This window comes from Pseudomonas simiae (assembly GCF_900111895.1).
Classification (GTDB): Bacteria; Pseudomonadota; Gammaproteobacteria; order Pseudomonadales; family Pseudomonadaceae; genus Aquipseudomonas; species Aquipseudomonas simiae.
The window spans coordinates 270,349-289,634 of record NZ_FOKB01000006.1 but is presented as its reverse complement, the minus strand read 5'-3'; the positions used below and the strand labels follow the sequence as shown (position 1 = coordinate 289,634).

The window sequence follows — 19,286 nt, the reverse complement described above, 5'->3', positions numbered from 1 at the left end:
GCTCACCCGACCGCCAAGAGAGCTAGCGTTCAAGTCACGTCAATGTGTGCGCGCACCTGCGGTGCCCGACACGACGATAACGCCCGCTACTCACTTGTCGGAGGTTGATCATGCTTCGTCGAATGACTCACCTGTTGGGTGACGCCAGTGTCACCCTCAAACTGGCCTTGGGCTTTTCCCTGGTACTGGCCCTGAGCCTCATCATTGCCGTAACAGGCTGGCAAGCCCTGGCGGCCTCCCTCTACCGTTCGCAAACGCTGACCGTGCTCGCGCAACTGGCGGTGGCAGGTGAGGAATTGCGCGCTGACAGAATCCTCTACCGCACCCTTGACGATGCCAATAGCCTCAATAGGTTGAGCGCGAGCATGGAGAAAATCGATGGACACCTTAAGGCGCTTTCCAACCGACTGATAGCGCCAAAACCCATTGAGTATCTGCAAGAGATGGCGCGTATTGGCGCAACGTTCAACACCACACTCAAGGACGTGCCTTCGCTGGTTAAAACACGCGAAAACACCCGCGAAGAATTGAAACAAAGCTCCACGCGGACCGGCGACGTGCTGGCGCAACTGGCCAGTGACTTGCCTGATCAAGAAGACGAAAAAGCCCTCGACGCCGTCGAAAACCTGCGCCAGGCCATAGAGCAGGCGGAAGATCGAGCCCAAAGCCCCGCCTGGGCTGCCAGTTCCCTGGATGCTTATGCCCAGGCCGTGAACGACGCAGAGCGCAACCTCGAACTCGCCCAGGCGGCCGTCGCGAAGCTGCCGGTCGATAGCACCGCACTGAAAAATGCCGTACTCGAGATCCGCACCCGCCTGACACGCCTCAAGGAAGCACAGCTTACGACCGAAAAATCGCAAAACCAGTTGGAGCAGCAGTTGGATCAGTTACTCGGGCAGAGTGACTTGTTGAGCCAGGATCAGACCCAGCGACGCGACCACGAAGCCGAGCAAGCCCGCACCCAAACCCTCGGCGTGACCGCTGCCGCATTGCTTTTGGGCATCCTGGCCGCCTGGGTGATTGCCGGACAAATAGTGACACCGCTGCGCAAAGCCCTGTCAGTGGCCAATCGCATTGCCGAAGGCGATCTGAGCCACGAAGTGCAGACCCGTCGCAAGGATGAGTTGGGCCAGCTGCAACACAGCATGACTCAGATGACGCTGAACCTGCGCGGGCTGATTGGCAATATCAGCGATAACGCGCAGCAAATCGCCAGCGCTGCCGAGGAGCTTTCCACCATCACCGAACAAACCCGTGCGGGGGTGAGTAATCAGCGAGAGGAAACCGAGCAGGTGGCAGCCGCCATGAATCAGATGCTGGCCACCGCCCAGGAAGTTGCGCGCCATGCCGAGCAGGCTTCGATTGCCGCCGGCCAGGCCAATCACCAGACTGACCTGGGCGATCAGGTCGTGACGGATGTCGTGGCGCAAATTGAGCACCTCGCCCATGAGATGGCACGCTCAAGCCAGGCCATGCTGGCGTTGCAACGGGAGAGCCAGAAGATCGGCAGCGTGCTGGATGTGATCAAGTCCGTGTCGCAGCAGACCAATCTGCTGGCGCTCAACGCCGCGATAGAAGCCGCACGGGCCGGCGAGGCTGGCCAAGGGTTTGCGGTAGTCGCCGATGAGGTACGCAGCCTCGCTCAAAGGACCCAGCAGTCCGCCGAGGAAATCGAAGAGTTGATTGGTGGCTTGCACAGTGGCACGCAGCAAGTCGCCGATATCCTGGACTACAGCCGCACGCTGACCGACAACAGCGTCGGCCTGGCACGCAATGCCGGGGACGCCCTGAGCGAAATCGCCCGTACAGTCCTGGTCATCCAGGAAATGAACCCACAGATTGCGGCAGCCGCCGAAGAGCAAAGCGCGGTCGCCGAAGAGATCAATCGCAGTGTATTGAAAGTTCGCGATGCCTCGGAGCAAACCGCCGCCGCCAGCGAACAGACGGCAGCGGCGAGCATCGAACTGGCGCGACTGGGAACGGATTTGCAGCAGTGCGTGGGGCAGTTCAAGGTCTGACCGCCCTGACCAAGTCCTACAGAACTTGACGCAGAAACGCCTGGGCCCGGGGGTCCTTCGGCGCATCGAAGAACTCGGCCGGGGCCGCATCTTCCAGCAATTTGCCGTGATCGAAGAACAGCACCCGGTCTGCCACTTCACGGGCAAAGCCCATTTCGTGGGTGACGCAGACCATGGTCATGCCTTCCAGGGCCAAGGTCTTCATCACATCCAGCACTTCGCCGACCATCTCCGGGTCCAGCGCCGAGGTGGGCTCGTCGAACAGCATGACCTTGGGGTCCATTGCCAAGGCCCGGGCAATCGCGACCCGCTGCTGCTGGCCGCCGGACAAGCGTGATGGAAATTCGTTGGCCTTCTGCGCAATCCCGACCTTTTCCAGCAAGGCCAGGGCCTTGGCCTCACTCTCCTTCTTGCTGCGCTTGCGTACGACCTTCTGCGCCAGGCACAGGTTTTCCAGCACGGTCATATGCGGGAACAGGTTGAAGTGCTGGAACACCATGCCGACTTCGCGGCGATAGGCGTTCACGTCGGTCTTCGGGTCAGCCAGTTGCAGGCCGTCGATGCTCACCGATCCCGAGTCGAATTCTTCCAGGCCGTTGAGGCAACGCAGGAAGGTGGACTTGCCGGAGCCGGACGGGCCGATCACCACCAGCACTTCGCCCTTGGCCACCTGGGTGGTCACGTTGTCGACCGCGCGGACCACATGGCCACGGGTGTCGAAGACTTTTACCAGATCGCGGACTTCAATCACTTTGCGCGAGCCTCCGCTCTAGCCGGCTGGCCATTTTCGACAGCGGCAGGTTGATCAGCAGGTACAGGCCTGCGACGCAGAACAGGATTTCAAACGGCGAAAACGAGGTGGTGATCACTTCGCGGCCGCTCTTGAGCAGTTCGGTAATGGCAATCACCGAGACCAGTGATGTGTCCTTCACCAGGCTTATAAATTGCCCGGCCAACGGCGGCAGCACGCGCTTGAACGCTTGCGGCAACACCACATGACGCATCGACTGGCTGGCGCTCAGGCCCAAGGACCGCGCGGCTTCGTTCTGGCCACGGGTAATGGACTGCACGCCGGCGCGGACGATTTCCGCCACATACGCGCCGGTGAACAACGACAGCGCGGCGATCCCGGCGAATTCGCGGGACAGGTTGAGCACCGTGCCGATAAAGAAATAGAAAATGAAGATCTGCACCAATAGTGGCGTACCACGCACCAGTTCGACGTAGATCGTCGACAGATCCCGCAGGGTCGGGTTGCTGGACAAACGGCACAGGCCGGTTGCCAGGCCGATGATCAACCCAAGGATGCCGGACACCACCGACAGCCACAGCGTGGTCCACAACCCCCACATCAGCGGGCCCAATGCCCAATGGCGGGTCACGCCCACCACATCGCCTTCGGCAACGTCGTCGCCACGCGCGACTTGCAGGCTGTTGTCGGCAACGGTCAGCTTTTGCTCGGCGCCCGCGTCGTTGCGCAGAGTCACTTCGGCGACGTCGCCTTTGCGCACCAACTCAACGACGGTGGAGATGTCCTCGGCGCGCTGGGACACTTCGGCCTGATAGGCGAAGTATTGCGGCACGCGGTTCCAGCGCCACTCGTAGGACATCAGCGAGGTGGCGTAGTACAGGGCGCCAGCCAGGCCGACCAGCACGACCACGGTCAGCAGGTGCCAGGGCCATTGGGCTTTTTTCTGTTTCATTTCTGGTTCCAGGGTGTGTGTCGCCTGTGAGGCTGCCTTCGCGAGCAAGTCGAACCGTCGAACCGCCGCTCCCTCATTCGATCGCATTCTCATGTTGGAACTCGGTCAAATGTGGGGGCGACGTTCGACTTGCTCGCGAAGGGCGCGACTCGGTCTTAAGCCTTATTCCATGTCCTTGAGCCACTCGGAGCTCTTGAACCACTTGTCATGGATGCGATCGTAGGTGCCGTCGTTGCGGATCTGGTGCAGGAAGTTGTTGATGAAGTTGATGCTGTCGTAGTCCCCTTTCTTCAGGCCGAATGCCAGGGGTTCGAAGGTGAAGGGTTCTTCGAGGTACACCAGCTTGCCATTACCGACCTTTTTCTCCGCCACTACGTTGTACGGCGCGTCATACACAAAGGCGTCGGCCTTGCCGTTGACTACGTCCAGCACGCCTTCCTGCTCGTTGTCGTAGCCATGGTATTTGGCCTTGGAGATCAGCTTCTTGGCCACCATCTCACCGGTAGTGCCGAGCTTTGAGGTCAGGCGGTATTTCTCGTCATTCAGGTCTTTATAGGACTTGATGGTGCCTTCCAACTCCTTGCGGATCAGCAGGGTCTGGCCGACCACGATGAAGGGTTCGCTGAAGTTCAGGCGCAGGTTGCGTTCCTGGGTCAGCGTCATGCCGCTGCCGATCATGTCGAACTTGTCGGTCAGCAGGGCCGGGATGATACCGTCGTAGCCGGTGGAGATCGGCTCGAACTTGACGCCCATGGACTTGGCCATGGCCTTGAGGATGTCCACTTCGAAACCGATGATTTCGCCACGCTTGTTGGTCATCTGGAACGGCATGTAGGTCGGGTCCATGCCGACTTTCAGCGTACCGCGCTTGACCGCATCGTCGATGGCGCCGGCCTGGGCCGCATTGACCGCGACCAGCGCGGTGACGCCAAGCAGCAGCATCGAAAGATACTTTTTCATCATCAAGTCCCCTGAACGATTCTTATAAGGTCGGCGCGCGAAAGGGCTGCACCATTTCGGGGTGCGATCCTAACCCACTCCCCTGCTGTCACAAAGGTTTCACGGCTATTTGTTATCGGCGTATGTCGGAAAGGCCCCACAACAGGGCAGCAAAGAGCAGGCGTAGACACGTGCGTGAGCGATTGAGGCAACGACTTGATGTGTAAGCAGTTATGACTTTCACTCGATCTCCGCCAGCCAGGCAGTGTCGTTGAACCACTTGTCATGCAGACGATCGTAGGTCCCGTCCTGGGCAATCTGGTTGAGGAAATGATTGATCCAGTTAAGGCTGTCGACATCACCTTTTTTCACGCCAAACGCCAGCGGCTCGAACGTGAACGGCTGCTCAAGTGCCAGCAGCGTGGCGTTTTCCGGGCGGCTCAGGGCGATCAGGTTGTAGGGCGCGTCATGAATAAAAGCATCCGCCTTGCCCTGCACCACTTGGCGTACCCCTTCCTCCGGTGTCGAAAAACTGCTGATTCGGGCCGCCCCAAGGAACCGTCGCGCCGCCGCCTCGCCGGTAGTGCCTTCGGTGGTGGCGATCTGGTAGCTGGCGTCGTCCAGGTCCTCGACACTGGCGACCTTGCCCGCAAGGCGTGGATGCAACAACACGGACTGGCCGACCACAATGAACGAGTCGCTGAAGTTCAGCTTGAGGTTGCGCTCCTGAGTGACGGTCATGCCGCTGCCGATCAGGTCGAAACTCTTCGCCTGCAACCCCGCCACCAGCTCGGTGTAAGGCATCGAGACCATTTCAAGCTCTACCCCCAGAGCCTGGCTCATCACGTTAAGCAGGTCGATTTCAAAACCGACGATACGGCCCTGTTTATCGGTCATTTCGAAGGGCACATAGGTGGGCGTGGTACCAACTTTCAGCACGCCGCGTCGAACGGCGTCATCAATCGCGCCTGCCTGCGCCAGCCCCATGTGAATCAACGCGACAGCACTTAGCAACAGCGCCGAACAATAGCTTTTGCTCATGGATTATCCCTGTGGCGAGTCAAATACGGGGGCGATGCTAACTCAGCGACGGGCACGGCAATACGCCTCAAACGAGGTCTTTTGTTTCGAAAAAACAAGGGGTTGGCGCAGGAGGGGAAGAAGCGGAAGACGCTGTAGGAACAGCGCTTAAAACACCCCCGAGGTGAGCCCTCGGGGGCGTCTGAATCAGGCCGGTTGGGCCTGGGACAACAGCGGTTGCAACGGCAGCAACGGCGCGTGCGGGTCAGCCTTGATCGAATCCCGCCAGGCGGCGAGCCACTCGGCATGGCCTTCGCTCCAGACCTGCTCGTGCAGGCGGGCAAGGGCCACCGGGTCACTGAGCAAGGCCAGGCGTTCAGCGTTGTTGAGGCCGGCAGGGCCGACTTTCAACGCGTGACGCACACGCTCGGCACGCAGGTACTCGATCGGCTCGGCCTGGGCATGACGCGAGGTTGCCAGGGCACAGGCCAGGGCGTTCTGCTGCGGGTCGACCACCGAACGCACGAAGCCGTCGTTCAGCGCGTGCCAACGGTTTTCGTGGGTGTACTTGTCGGTGGACAACAGCGCTTGCGGCGGATTGTATTCCTCAGGGATCAGGAACAGGCTCTCGTCACGGGACTTGAGGCCCAAACCGACACGGCTGGAGATCACCGACACCGGGATCGACAGCATCAGCGAACCCACGATCGGTACCAACCACCACAGGAAACTCGGGTTCAACCACACCACCAGCAGCGCCCACAGGAAGCCCAGCAGGGTTTGCGGACCGTGGCGCTTGACCGCTTCGCTCCATGGGGTGGAGTCGTCGTCACGCTGCGGCGAGTTCCAGGTCGCAGCCCAGCCGAGAAACGCGGCAAGTACGAAGCGAGTGTGGAAAATCATCCGCACCGGCGCCAGCAGCATGGAGAACAACATCTCCAGCAGCATCGACAAGGTCACCTTGAACTTGCCACCGAACTCTTTCGCGCCCTTGGCCCAGATCAGGATGATGCTCAGCAGTTTCGGCAGGAACAGCAGCACGATAGTCGTGGAGAACAGCGCCACCGCCTTGTCCGGGTGCCATTGCGGCCACAGCGGGTACAACTGGCGTGGTGCCATGAAGTACTGCGGCTCCATCAGGGTGTTTACCGCCAGCAGCGCCGTGGACAGCACCAGGAACAGGAACCACAACGGCGCCGACAGGTAGGACATCACGCCGGTCAGGAACACCGCACGGTGCACCGGGTGCATGCCCTTGACGAGGAACAGGCGGAAGTTCATCAGGTTGCCGTGGCACCAGCGACGGTCACGCTTGAGCTCATCCAGCAGGTTCGGTGGCAGTTCTTCGTAGCTGCCTGGCAGGTCGTAGGCAATCCACACGCCCCAGCCAGCACGACGCATCAGCGCAGCTTCAACGAAGTCGTGGGACAGAATGGAACCGGCGAACGCGCCTTTGCCCGGCAACGGCGCCAGGGCGCAGTGCTCGATAAACGGTTTCATGCGGATGATCGCGTTGTGACCCCAGTAGTGGGATTCACCCAGCTGCCAGAAGTGCAAGCCGGCGGTGAACAGCGGGCCGTACACACGGGTAGCGAACTGCTGCATGCGCGCATACAGCGTGTCCATACCCGACGCACGCGGCGCAGTCTGGATAATCCCCGCGTCCGGCGTGGCTTCCATCAGGCGTACCAGGCTGGTCAGGCATTCGCCGCTCATCACGCTGTCCGCGTCGAGCACGACCATGTACTTGTAGTCACCGCCCCAACGACGGCAGAAGTCGTCGAGGTTGCCGCTCTTGCGCTTTACGCGACGGCGACGACGGCGATAGAAGATCTTGCCGAAACCACCGGCTTCACGGCACACGTCGAGCCAGGCTTGCTGCTCGGCGATGCAGATGTCGGCGTCATTACTGTCGCTGAGCACGAAGAAGTCGAAGCGATCCAGGTCACCGGTGGCGGCCACCGACTCAAACGTCGCGCGCAAACCGGCAAATACCCGAGGCACGTCTTCGTTGCAGATCGGCATCACCAACGCGGTACGGGCGTCTTTGGGAATCGGCTCGTCACCGGCACTTTTACCGGAGATGCGGTATTTATCGTGGCCAGTCAGCAACTCCAGAAAGCCCATCAGCGCAGTCCAGAAACCGGCCGACACCCAGCAGAACAAGATCCCGAACATGATCAGGATGCTGGTTTGCAGGGCGTATGGCAGTACCTGGGTGGCGGTTTGCAGCAGGGTCTGGTTGCGGATTTCGTCGAAGTCCACCAGCGACCAGCCCTGGTACGGCATGATGCCTTTCATGTACCAACCGGCGACGAGGGTCTGGCCGATCATCAGCACCAGCAGGATGTAACGGCGGATGGAGCCGACGGTACGCCAGCGCGCAGCCGGCAATACACGCTCATCCTTTGGCGGAGCAGGCGGGTTGCTGCGCCCGGTGATACGACGCCAGCCGCGCACCAGGATATTGGTGCGCCATGGCTCCGGGACCACGCGGGTACGACGGATCGGCGGCGTGGCCTTCAGGCACACGCGGCCAGCGGCGTCGAGCGCCAGCATTTCGGCGTCTTGCAGCTCTTCGGCCGTGCTCAGGGTCAACCGCGTGCCGACCGACGCCTGTGCGGCATCGCCAGGCGCGTCAAAGGTCGACGACGACAAGCGTTCGTGCAACTCGGTGAAGGATGTGCAGCCCGCCAGTTCGGCGCGCTGCTCAGCGGTCATCGGTAGATGCGCCAGATACTCCTGCAGAGTTTCTGGCTGGACTTGAGAGTTACTCATCGGCAGGCAACTGATAGCTCCAGGTTTCGGTCAGGACTTGTTCGGTCTTGATCGGCTCCGGTGTGGCTGGGGCAGCTTCTGGCTGCTTGGCTTCCTTGTCTTTCGCGTCTTTCTTGGCCTGTTTTTCGTGCTGCTTGGCCAGGACCTTGTCGGCCTTGAGCACGTGGCTCGAGTCCTGCTCAGGGGCAGGTGGCGGAACGTCCTGCACCAGCGCTGCGCGCATTTCGGTCGGCTTGCCTGCGTCCTTGATCTTCATGCGCAGGGTCAGGCGCCAGCCTTTGGTGTGCTCGTTGTAGCGCACGCTGTTTTCAACCAGTTCGGCGTTGTCGCTGACACTGACTTGGCTACGCACCGCGGCATCCGACGGCAAAGCCTTGAGGGACGGGCCCTCGAAGTCCACCAGGTAGGCCACGCTGCCATCCGGCTGACGGATCAGGTTGGATTGCTTCACGTCACCGGTGGAGCGCAGGGTCTGCTTGACCCAGGCGCTGTCGCTCGGGTGCAGGGCCTTTTCGTCCATGGTCCAGTGCAGGCGATAGGAAACGTCCAGTGGCTTGCCGATTTCAGGCAGCTCTGCCGGGCTCCAGAACGCAACGATGTTGTCGTTGGTTTCATCGGCGGTCGGGATTTCCACCAGGTTGACGGTGCCTTTGCCCCAGTCGCCCTCAGGCTCGATCCAGGCGCTTGGGCGCTTGTCGTAGTTGTCGTCCAGGTCTTCGTAGTGGCTGAAGTCGCGACCGCGTTGCAGCAGGCCGAAACCTTTCGGGTTCTCTACGGTGAAGTTGCTGACCGACAGGTGTTTAGGGTTGTTCAGGGGGCGCCAGATCCACTCGCCGTTGCCGGCATGGATCGACAGACCGCTGGAGTCGTGCAGTTCACGGCGGTAGTTCAGCACTTTGGAAGGCTGGTTCGCGCCGAACAGGTACATGCTGGTCAACGGGGCAACGCCCAGTTTGCTGACTTTGTCGCGCAGGAACATCTGGGATTTCACGTCGACAATGGTGTCGGTGCCCGGACGCAGGATCAGGCGATAAGCACCCGTAGCCCGTGGAGAGTCCAGCAGGGCAAAGATCACCAGTTGTTTCTCACCCGGCTTTGGACGCTCGATCCAGAACTCGGTGAAACGCGGGAATTCTTCGCCGGACGGCAATGCCGTGTCGATCGCCATGCCGCGGGCGGACAGGCCATACGCCTGGCCCTTGCCGACCACGCGGAAATAGCTCGCGCCCAGCATGGTCATGATTTCGTCTTGCTTGTCGGCCTTGTTGATCGGGTACAGCACACGGAAGCCGGCATAACCCAGCTGTTCGGTGGCTTTGGGATCAAACTTCACGTCGCCGAAATCGAAGCGCGTCGGGTCGTATTTGATTTCCTGAACGCTGTCGGCGGTGACTTCGTTGATTTTCACCGGTGTATCAAAGTGCATACCCTGGTGATAGAAGGACAGCTTGAACGGGGTGTTCTGATCGGCCCACTCGGCTTTTTCGTTGCGGAAACGAATCTTCTGGTAGTCCGCGAACTTCATTTCGCGGAATTCGTTCGGCAGATTGCTGCGCGGAGCTTCGTATTTCTGCCCGGCCAGCTCTTTTGCCTTGGCCGACACATCATCCAGACTGAATGCCCACAGTTGACCCGCGCCGAACAGGCAAAACAGGGCGGAGCCCGTCACCAGTGCGTTTCGTAACCGTTTGGCAGACAATTTTGGTGCATTACAGGGACTAACAATCACGAGCAACCCTCGCCGAAAACAGATCAAAAAACCAACGGCCAGCTATCTATATGCCAGGTTGGCGAGCATTGTTCCGACTCCCGTGGGGCAAAATGATTCCCCAGTGGTTGTCGGACAAGTCTCTACCTAAGTCAAAATGGACCAAACAACGCTGATCCCCGTAGCGCGCGATTATCTAGTAGCCCGCGAAACAACGCATCAGGGATAACGAAGTATTTGTAGCGAAATCCTGCGTTTTTAGGCATTAAAAGTCGTTTTTAATACATTCACGTCTGCAAGAGAAAGGTCACAGGGCCATCATTGACCAAATGCACCTGCATATCGGCGCCAAAACGCCCTGACGCCACCTTGCCATGCAATTGTTGCGCTTGTATCAGCAAGTGATCAAAAAGCGCCGCTCCCAAGGCTGGCGGGGCCGCGGTGGAGAAGCTTGGCCGCAGCCCGCTCTTGGTATCCGCCGCCAGCGTGAACTGCGACACCAGCAGCAACCCCCCGTCGATATCCTTCAACGACAGGTTCATCTTGCCTTCGTCGTCGCTGAACACCCGATAGTTCAACAGCTTGTGTAACAGCTTATCGGCACTCTCCGGCGTATCCGCAGGCTCAACGGCCACCAGGACCAGCAAACCCTGGTCGATGGCGCCGACGATTTCGCCCGCGACCTCGACCCGGGCGCCTCGCACCCGTTGCAACAGGCCCTTCATGCTTCTTCAGGCGGCAAGTCGAGCAAGCGACGTGCCATCTGGCTGGTCGCACGCACCAGGGCATCCGTGATGCCGGGTTCGGAGGCGGCATGGCCGGCCTCGCGAATCACCTGCAGCTCACTGTTGGGCCACGCCTGGTGCAACTCCCAAGCGTTATCCAATGGGCAGATCATATCGTAGCGCCCGTGGATGATTACGCCAGGCAGATGGGCGATCTTGTGCATATCGCGGATCAGTTGGTTGGGCTCCAGGAAGGAGTTGTTAGTGAAGTAGTGGCACTCGATTCGCGCGATGGACAAGGCACGTTGCGGCTCGGAAAACCGCTCCACATGCTGCGGGCTCGGGCACAGGCCGAGCATGCGCCCTTCCCAGCCGGACCAGGCCTTGGCCGCGTGCATCTGGGCAATCTGGTCGTTGCCGGTGAGGCGCTTGTGGTAGGCCGCGATCATGTCATGGCGCTCTTCCGGCGGAATCGGCGCGATGTAGTCCTGCCAGTAATCCGGGAACAGGCGGCTGGCCCCTTCCTGGTAGAACCAATGAATGTCCTGCGGACGCGCCAGGAAAATACCGCGCACGATCAGGCCGTGAACGCGCTCCGGGTGGGTTTGCGCGTAGGCCAGGGCCAGCGTCGAACCCCAGGAACCACCGAACAGCACCCATTTGTCGATGCCCAGGTGCTCGCGGATGCGCTCAAGGTCAGCGACCAGGTCCCAGGTGGTGTTGTTTTCCAGGCTGGCGCGCGGGGTGGAGCGGCCGCAGCCACGCTGGTCGAAGGTGACAATGCGGTACAGGTTCGGGTCGAAATAGCAGCGGCTCTGGGCATCACAACCAGCACCAGGACCACCATGGATGAATACGACGGGCAAGCCTTCGGGGGAGCCACTTTCATCGACGTACAGCGTGTGGGTGTCATCGACGGCCAGATCGTGCCGGGCGTGGGGTTTGATCTGCGGGTACCAAGTCTGCATTGCGCGCTCCGTAGGGGGTCGGGTTCATCCCTGGGGGGACGTCTTTTATTTTGCCGTCTGGCACTATAAACCCGAATTGTGCAATGAGCATGTCCTAGAGCGCTTAGACCTGTGTCAGCCCTTCGCTGCCCAGGTAATCCAGCAGGTAATCGTAGAGCCGGTCCACTTCCGGCACCTGCCGCCGCGCGCGCAGGCAGCCATGCACCAGGCCTTTGCCGGGATACAGCACGGCGGTCACACCCGCCGCTTGCAGACGCTCGGCGTACAAAATGCCGTCGTCGCGCAAGGGGTCGAACTGGGCCACGGCGATGAACGCCTTGGGCAAACCGCTGAAGTCTGCGGCCAGCAGCGGCATGGCGTAGGGCGACGGTTTGCCACTGCCCTGCAGGTACAGCGCCAGGTAGCTGTCGGTGTCGGCGCTGCTGAGCAGGGGCGCGTCCCTGCAATCGCGGCGCGAGGGCAAATCCGCCGGGCCGCCCAGGCCTGGGTAAATCAGTACTTGGGCCCGAGGTTGCGGCTCGCCGTCGTCGCGCAGGCCCAGGCACAAGGCCGCAGCCAGATTGCCGCCAGCGCTGTCGCCCATCACCACCAGACGTTGCCGGTTGATCGCATGCGGCCCCTGCCCCGCCTGGATCGCCCGCCACACGGCACGACAATCTTCGTAAGCGGCAGGGAAAGGGTGCTCCGGCGCCAGGCGGTAGTCGATGGCGATCACCAGCACTTGCAGAGCGCTGGCGAGTTCGACGCAGATGAAGTCGTGGGAATCCAGCCCGCCCACCACCCAGCCGCCGCCGTGTATATAAAGAAGGCACGGCCAACCATCAGCAGGACCGAGCATGGTCGGCAGGTAACTGCGCACGCCTCTGCCTGCGAGGGAAAAGTCTGTGACCGCCAAACCCTCAGGCGTGGGCGAGGTGAAGGCCCGGCACATGTGGTTGTAGGCCTGGCGCATCCCGGCGAGCGACGAGTCGTCGCCAGTGAAGGACGCGGTTTTGGCAACGAAAGCGGCCAACTCTGGAGAAATCGGATACATGCTCGAATATCCCTGACGCTGGAGATCAACGTGGGAGCTGGCTTGCCTGCGATAGCGGTGTACCTGCCAAGCATTCATTGCCTGATACACCGCTATCGCGGGCAAGCCCGGCTCCCACACGAGTTCGGTGTTGTCTGGTCTGGCAGGTTCGGCTCAGAGCTCCAGGCTGGCTTGTACGGCCGCCACTCCGTCCGTGCCATCAAACGCCGTGACCCCGGCCAGCCAGCGCTGCAAATCCTCAGGATGATCACGCAGCCATTGCCGGGCCACGTCCTGGGGCGACTCGCGCTCCATGATCGGCACCATCAACTGGCTTTCCTGGGCGGCGGTGAAAGTGAGGTTTTCCAACAAGCGATTGGCGTTGGGGCAGCGCTCGGCAAAATCCGGGGCGGTGACGGTGGAAACGGTAGCGCGGCCTTCGTCGGGGCCGAATACGTCTTCACTGCCGGTGAGGTAAGCCATCTTCATGTTGATGTTCATCGGGTGCGGGGTCCAACCGACGAACACCACGAATTCCTTGCGGTTCACCGCACGCTGCACCGCCGCCAGCATCCCCGCTTCACCGGAGGCGACCAACTTGAAGCCGCCAAGGCCGAAGCGGTTGGTGTCGATCATTTTCTGGATGTCGGTGTTGGCGCCGCTGCCTGGCTCGATGCCATAGATCTTGCCGCCGAGCTTGTCCTTGAAACGGGCGATATCGGCGAAGGTCTTCAAGCCGGCATCGGCCACGTATTGCGGCACGGCCAGGGTGGCCTGGGCGTCGGAGAGGCTCGGGGTGTCGAACACCTTGACCTGCTTGGCCGCGAGGAAGGGCGCGATGTTGTTGTCCATCGCGGGCTTCCAGTAGCCGAGGAAGATATCCAGGCGCTTGTCGCGGATGCCGGCAAAGATGATCTGCTGCACGGCGCTGGTCTGTTTGCTGTCGTAGCCGAGGCCATTGAGCAGCACATCGGCCATCCCGGAGGTGGCGACCACGTCAGTCCAGCTGACCACGCCCATGCGGATGTTCTTGCAGGAAGCCGGTTCGGCGGCCATGGCATGGGCGCTGAGCAACGCGGCGGCGGTGAGGGTCAACAACAGTCGTTTCATGGAGGAGGTCTCACTCGGCAGCTTTATTGTAGGAGTGGCGTCTGACGCGCCGTATCCACAACCTTACTCAGCGAGACCTCGACAAAAGCGACCTGTGGCGACCGGGTTTTGCACCCAGGCGACAGACGGTCAGCCGTAGCGCTTCTGCCCCCACGCCAACAGCCCCTGCAACAACTGCTTCAGCACCACCCGAGTCGGCTCGGCCAGATCCGGGCGATAACGGAACGGTTCTAACTCCTCCATATAGGCGCTCTGGCACAACTCCAACTGCACCGCGTGAATATCCTGCGCCGGGTCGCCGTAGTGACGGGTGATGTGGCCACCCTTGAAGCGCCCGTTAAGCACATGGGTGTACTGCGGATGCGCGGCACAAATGGCCTCTAACTGGTTGGCCAGCTCAGGATCACAGGCGGCTCCGTTGAACGTACCGAGGTTGAAGTCCGGCAGTTTGCCGTCGAAAAGGTGCGGGATGACCGAGCGGATCGAATGCGCATCGAACAGCAAGGCGTAGCCGAATTCGGCCTTGAGCCGCGCCAGTTCCTCTTGCAACGTGCGGTGATACGGGCCCCAGACCTTTTGCAAGTAACTGGCGCGCTCGGCCTCGCTCGGTTCCAACCCTTCGCGGAACAATGGCACGCCATCAAACAGTGTCGCCGGATACAGACCGGTGGTGGCGCCCGCGTACAGCGGCTTGTCGTCGGATGGGCGGTTAAGGTCGATCACGAACCGCGAGTACTCGGCCGCCAGGGTGCTGGCGCCCAGTTCTTCGGCAAAGTCATAGAGCGTGGGGATGTGCCAGTCGGTGTCCGGCAAGCTTTGCGCTTCAGGGATCAACCCCGCCTCGACAGCAGGCGTCAGGCGCAGGCCGGCGTGGGGCATGCTGATCAACAGCGGCACACGGCCTTGTTTGAAATTCAGAACCTTATCCACAAGTAGCACTCCTCAAACAGTGACATCGACGCCGTGGCGTACGACGCGTTTATCCAGCTCGCCGCCCAGCCAATAGGCCAGGTCGGCGGGGCGATCAATCTGCCAGGCGACAAAGTCCGCGACCTTGCCCGCTTCCAGCGAGCCGTGGGTGTCGCCCATGCCCAATGCGGTGGCCGCATGTTGGGTGGCGCCCGCCAAGGCTTCTTCCGGGGTCATGCGGAACAGCGTGCAGGCCATGTTCAGCATCAGGCGCACCGACAGTGCCGGCGAGGTGCCGGGGTTGAGGTCGCTGGCAATGGCGATCTTCACGCCGTGCTTGCGCAGGGCATCCATCGGCGGTAGCTGGGTTTCGCGCAGGAAGTAGAAGGCGCCCGGCAGTAGCACCGCAACGGTGCCGGAGGCGGCCATGGCGATGGCATCGTCTTCGGTCATGAATTCCAGGTGATCCGCCGACAGCGCCTGGTAACGCGCAGCCAGGCTGGAGCCGTGCAGCGACGACAGTTGCTCGGCGTGCAGCTTCACCGGCAGGCCCAACTGCTGGGCGACTTTGAACACGCGCTCCACCTGCTCGGTGGAAAACGCCAGGTATTCGCAGAACGCATCCACCGCGTCCACCAGACCTTCTGCCGCCAGTGCCGGCAGCATCTCGACGCAGATGTGGTCGATGTAATCGTCGGCGCGGTCTTTGTATTCGGGTGGCAAGGCATGGGCCGCCAGGCACGTAGCACGCACACTGACCGGCAGTGCTTCACCGAGGCGACGGGCCACCCGCAGCATTTTGCGTTCGTTGACCAGATCCAGCCCGTAGCCGGACTTGATCTCTACTGTGGTGACGCCGTCGCGCAGCAAACTGCGCAGGCGCTTGTGGGCGCTGGCGAACAGTTCATCCTCGGTCGCGGCACGGGTGGCGCGCACGGTGCTGGCAATACCGCCGCCCTTGGCCGCGATCTCGGCGTAGCTCACGCCTTCGAGGCGCTGCTCGAATTCGCCGCTGCGGTTGCCGCCGAACACCGTGTGGGTGTGGCAGTCGATCAGCCCGGGGGTGACCCACGCGCCTTGCAGGTCATGCACCTGGGCGTAATCTGCCGTAGGTACCTGGCTGCGGGGGCCGATCCACTCAATGAGCGAACCGGCAGTCACCATGGCGGCATCCTCGATGATCGAGTAGTTGCCCTGTGCCATGGTTGCGACGTGGCAGTGTTGCCAAAGCGTTTTCATCAACGCCTCCCTAAGTTATCGATGAGACAAAGCCGCGTCGTAATGGACCTTGGCCGCTTGCCCTGCCGAAGGTTTGACCCACAGCAGGTACGCGACGACCAGCAACACGATCCACACGGCACCGACCAGCAAGGCGGCCTGGGTGTCCGGGAAATAACCCAGCACACCAAACACGAACAGCATGAAGACGATGGCGGCCGCTGGCGCGTAGGGCCAGAACGGCACGGGGAACTTCAGTTCGGCGACCTGTTCCTTGGTCATCGAGCGGCGCATGGCGACCTGGGTGAACAAGATCATCAGCCACACCCAAACAGTGGCGAAGGTCGCAATCGAGGCAATCACCAGAAACACGTTTTCCGGGATCAGGTAGTTGAGCACCACGCCGCCAAGCAGCGCCGCCCCCATTACCACGACAGTCATCCAGGGCACGCCCTGTTTGGACAGTTGTGCAAAACCCTTGGGCGCCTGCCCTTGCTGGGCCAGGCCGTACATCATGCGACCCGCGCCGAAGATGTCACTGTTGATGGCCGAGACGGCCGCCGAGATCACGACGATATTGAGAATGGTCGCCGCCGAGCCGATGCCGAGGTTGCTGAAGATCTGCACGAACGGGCTGCCCTGGCTGCCGATCTGCGGCCACGGATAGATAGCCATCAGCACAAACAGGGTCAGCACGTAGAACAACAGAATGCGCAGCGGCACCGCGTTGATCGCCTTGGGGATCACGCGCTGTGGGTCCTTGGCTTCACCGGCGGTGATGCCGATGATTTCGATGCCGCCAAAAGCGAACATCACCACTGCAAAGGAGGCGATCAGGCCGCCGATGCCGTTGGGCATGAAGCCGCCGTGGGCCCACAGGTTGCTGAGGCCGCTGGCCTGGGTTTCACCGGCCGAATGAATGCCGAACAGCATGATGCCAAAACCGCCGAGGATCATCGCCACAATGGCGCCGACCTTGAGCAACGACAGCCAGAACTCCATTTCGCCAAACACTTTGACGTTGCACAGGTTCAGGCCGCCAATCAAAAGCACAATGCCGAGCACCCAGACCCAACGCGCGACGTCGGGAAACCAGAAGCCCATGTAGATACCGAAGGCTGTCACGTCGGCGAGGCAGACGATGATCATTTCAAAGGCGTAGGTCCAGCCAAGAATGAACCCTGCCATAGGGCCCAGGTAGGTGCTGGCGTACTGGCCGAAAGAACCGGCCACCGGGTTGTGCACAGCCATTTCGCCGAGGGCGCGCATCACCATGAATACGGCGGCGCCACCGATCAGGTAGGCCAGCAGCACGGCAGGGCCAGCCATCTGGATGGCGGAGGCGGAGCCATAGAACAGCCCGGTACCGATCGCGGAACCGAGTGCCATGAAGCGAATATGTCGGGCGCTGAGCCCGCGTTTCAAACCCTTTTCTTGCTGTTGCATTTCTCTTCCCTAGTTATTGTTATCCCGAGAAAATCTGAATCTGCAAAAGATCAAATGTGGGAGCTGGCTTGCCTGCGATGGCGGTGTATCAATCACACATGCTTCAACTGACAGATAGCTATCGCAGGCAAGCCAGCGCCCTCAATGGTCCGCTGTCGCGCTTAAAGGCTCGGCAGGAGATTGGCCGGCACCAACTCATTCAGGCAGCGGCTGGCCAACAGCTCGCTGGCGGCGTTGATGTCCGGCGCGAAGAAACGGTCCTTCTCATAGAACGCCACTTTGCCGCGCAGAATCCCGCGCGCCTTTTCAAGCGCAGGTGACGTTTTCAGGCCTTCACGCAGGTCCAGGCCCTGACACGCGGCAAGCCATTCCACGGCGAGAACGCCACGGGTGTTCTCGGCCATTTCCCACAGGCGCTTGCCCGCAGCTGGGGCCATGGACACGTGGTCTTCCTGGTTGGCCGAGGTCGGCAGGCTGTCGACGCTATGGGGGTGGGCCAGCGCCTTGTTTTCGCTGGCGAGCGCAGCGGCGGTCACCTGGGCGATCATGAAGCCGGAGTTCACGCCGCCATTGCCCACCAGAAACGGCGGCAGTTGCGACATGTGCTTGTCCATCATCAGCGAGATACGACGCTCGCTGAGGGAGCCGATTTCAGCGATGGCCAGCGCCATGTTATCGGCCGCCATGGCAACCGGTTCGGCGTGGAAGTTACCGCCGGAAATCACGTCGCCTTGTGCGGCAAATACCAGCGGGTTATCCGACACGGCATTGGCTTCTACCACCAGTACCTCGGCGGCCTGGCGGAACTGGGTCAGGCAGGCGCCCATGACTTGTGGTTGGCAGCGCAGGGAGTACGGGTCCTGCACTTTGTCGCAGTTCTGGTGCGACTGGGACACCTGGCTGCTTTCACCCAGCAGATGACGATAGGCCGCAGCCGAATCGATCTGCCCACGCTGGCCGCGCGCGGCGTGAATACGTGCGTCGAACGGCGAGCGCGAGCCCAGCACCGCTTCCACGGTGAGCGCGCCGCACGCCAGGGCACCGGCGAACAGGTCTTCGCCTTCAAACAGGCCACGCAACGCATAGGCGGTGGACACTTGGGTACCGTTAAGCAGCGCCAGGCCTTCTTTGGCGGCAAGGGTCAGCGGGGTCAAACCGGCGACTTTCAGCGCCTCGGTCGCGTCCAGCCACTCGCCCTTGTAGCGCGCCTTGCCTTCGCCCAGCAGCACCAGGGACATGTGCGCCAATGGCGCCAGGTCACCGGAGGCACCGACCGAACCTTTCAAAGGAATATGCGGGTACACCTCGGCGTTGATCAGCGCGATCAGCGCGTCGATCACCTGGCGGCGGATTCCGGAGAACCCACGGCTCAGACTGTTGACCTTGAGCACCATGACCAGCCGCACCAGTGCGTCGCTGATCGGCTCACCCACGCCGGCGGCATGGGACAACACCAGGGAACGCTGGAGGTTTTCCAGGTCTTCGCTGGCGATGCGGGTCGAAGCCAGCAGGCCGAAACCCGTGTTGATGCCATAGGCGGTGCGGTTCTCGGCGAGAATCTGCTCCACGCAGGCAACACTGGCTTCGATCTGCGCCGTGGCGCTGTCATCCAGGCTAAGGGTTACCGGCTGCTGGTAGATAGCTCGCAGTTGGGCAAGGCTCAGTTGACCTGGAATCAGGTTTAGCGCGGTCACATTCATACTCCTTTTGAATTGTTCTTTTGAATTGGTTT

General features: G+C 61.2%; 14 protein-coding genes and 1 pseudogene. 1 reads left to right on the top strand and 14 read right to left on the bottom strand.

What is annotated here, in order from left to right; all coding sequences use genetic code 11:
• Positions 1-110 precede the first annotated feature (110 nt).
• Positions 111-2,018 carry a methyl-accepting chemotaxis protein gene (locus BMZ57_RS20115; RefSeq protein WP_031290884.1) on the top strand — a complete coding sequence of 636 codons (1,908 nt, stop codon included), beginning with the start codon at positions 111-113 and terminating at the stop codon, positions 2,016-2,018.
• Positions 2,019-2,034: 16 nt separating this feature from the next.
• Here BMZ57_RS20115 and BMZ57_RS20110 read toward each other — a convergent pair whose 3' ends face one another.
• The 14 genes and pseudogenes from BMZ57_RS20110 to hutH form a co-directional block, all read right to left on the bottom strand.
• Entirely contained in the window at positions 2,035-2,769 is a 735-nt protein-coding gene (locus tag BMZ57_RS20110; RefSeq protein WP_010213814.1) for an amino acid ABC transporter ATP-binding protein, read from the bottom strand.
• Positions 2,762-3,721, bottom strand: coding sequence for an amino acid ABC transporter permease (locus tag BMZ57_RS20105; RefSeq protein ID WP_010213816.1), 960 nt, complete (start codon positions 3,719-3,721; stop codon positions 2,762-2,764). The genes BMZ57_RS20110 and BMZ57_RS20105 overlap by 8 nt, the downstream gene beginning before the upstream one ends.
• A gap of 162 nt (positions 3,722-3,883) precedes the next feature.
• Positions 3,884-4,681, bottom strand: a complete 798-nt coding sequence (locus BMZ57_RS20100) for a transporter substrate-binding domain-containing protein (RefSeq protein ID WP_021492173.1) — start codon at positions 4,679-4,681, stop codon at positions 3,884-3,886.
• 219 nt (positions 4,682-4,900) lie between these two features.
• Positions 4,901-5,701, bottom strand: a complete 801-nt coding sequence (locus BMZ57_RS20095; protein WP_010213821.1) for a transporter substrate-binding domain-containing protein — start codon at positions 5,699-5,701, stop codon at positions 4,901-4,903.
• A gap of 184 nt (positions 5,702-5,885) precedes the next feature.
• A pseudogene (gene mdoH / locus BMZ57_RS20090) lies at positions 5,886-8,458 on the bottom strand (glucans biosynthesis glucosyltransferase MdoH); the annotation flags it as partial.
• Positions 8,451-10,187, bottom strand: a complete 1,737-nt coding sequence (locus tag BMZ57_RS20085) for a glucan biosynthesis protein G (RefSeq protein WP_010213824.1) — start codon at positions 10,185-10,187, stop codon at positions 8,451-8,453. The pseudogene mdoH and the gene BMZ57_RS20085, both read right to left, overlap by 8 nt.
• Positions 10,188-10,453: 266 nt before the next feature.
• Positions 10,454-10,891 (bottom strand): D-aminoacyl-tRNA deacylase, encoded by a 438-nt coding sequence (gene dtd / locus BMZ57_RS20080; RefSeq protein ID WP_021492176.1) that lies wholly within the window; start codon positions 10,889-10,891, stop codon positions 10,454-10,456.
• The gene (gene pip, locus BMZ57_RS20075) at positions 10,888-11,859 is read right to left on the bottom strand and encodes a prolyl aminopeptidase (protein WP_010213829.1); all 972 of its coding nucleotides are present in this window, start codon (positions 11,857-11,859) and stop codon (positions 10,888-10,890) included. Before pip ends, dtd begins: the two co-directional genes overlap by 4 nt.
• 103 nt (positions 11,860-11,962) lie before the next feature.
• The gene (locus BMZ57_RS20070) at positions 11,963-12,892 is read right to left on the bottom strand and encodes an alpha/beta hydrolase (protein ID WP_021492177.1); all 930 of its coding nucleotides are present in this window, start codon (positions 12,890-12,892) and stop codon (positions 11,963-11,965) included.
• A gap of 153 nt (positions 12,893-13,045) precedes the next feature.
• The gene (locus BMZ57_RS20065) at positions 13,046-13,981 is read right to left on the bottom strand and encodes a choline ABC transporter substrate-binding protein (RefSeq protein WP_069672824.1); all 936 of its coding nucleotides are present in this window, start codon (positions 13,979-13,981) and stop codon (positions 13,046-13,048) included.
• 129 nt (positions 13,982-14,110) lie between these two features.
• Complete coding sequence (hutG, locus tag BMZ57_RS20060; RefSeq protein WP_069672825.1) at positions 14,111-14,911, bottom strand: N-formylglutamate deformylase; 801 nt, start codon at positions 14,909-14,911, stop codon at positions 14,111-14,113.
• A gap of 12 nt (positions 14,912-14,923) precedes the next feature.
• Positions 14,924-16,129 carry an imidazolonepropionase gene (gene hutI, locus BMZ57_RS20055; protein WP_010213836.1) on the bottom strand — a complete coding sequence of 402 codons (1,206 nt, stop codon included), beginning with the start codon at positions 16,127-16,129 and terminating at the stop codon, positions 14,924-14,926.
• A 15-nt stretch (positions 16,130-16,144) separates the two neighbouring features.
• Positions 16,145-17,554: an amino acid permease gene (locus tag BMZ57_RS20050; RefSeq protein WP_010213837.1), complete on the bottom strand. Its 1,410-nt coding sequence runs from the start codon at positions 17,552-17,554 to the stop codon at positions 16,145-16,147.
• 161 nt (positions 17,555-17,715) lie between these two features.
• Positions 17,716-19,254 (bottom strand): histidine ammonia-lyase, encoded by a 1,539-nt coding sequence (gene hutH / locus BMZ57_RS20045; protein WP_137205725.1) that lies wholly within the window; start codon positions 19,252-19,254, stop codon positions 17,716-17,718.
• Positions 19,255-19,286: the final 32 nt, after the last annotated feature.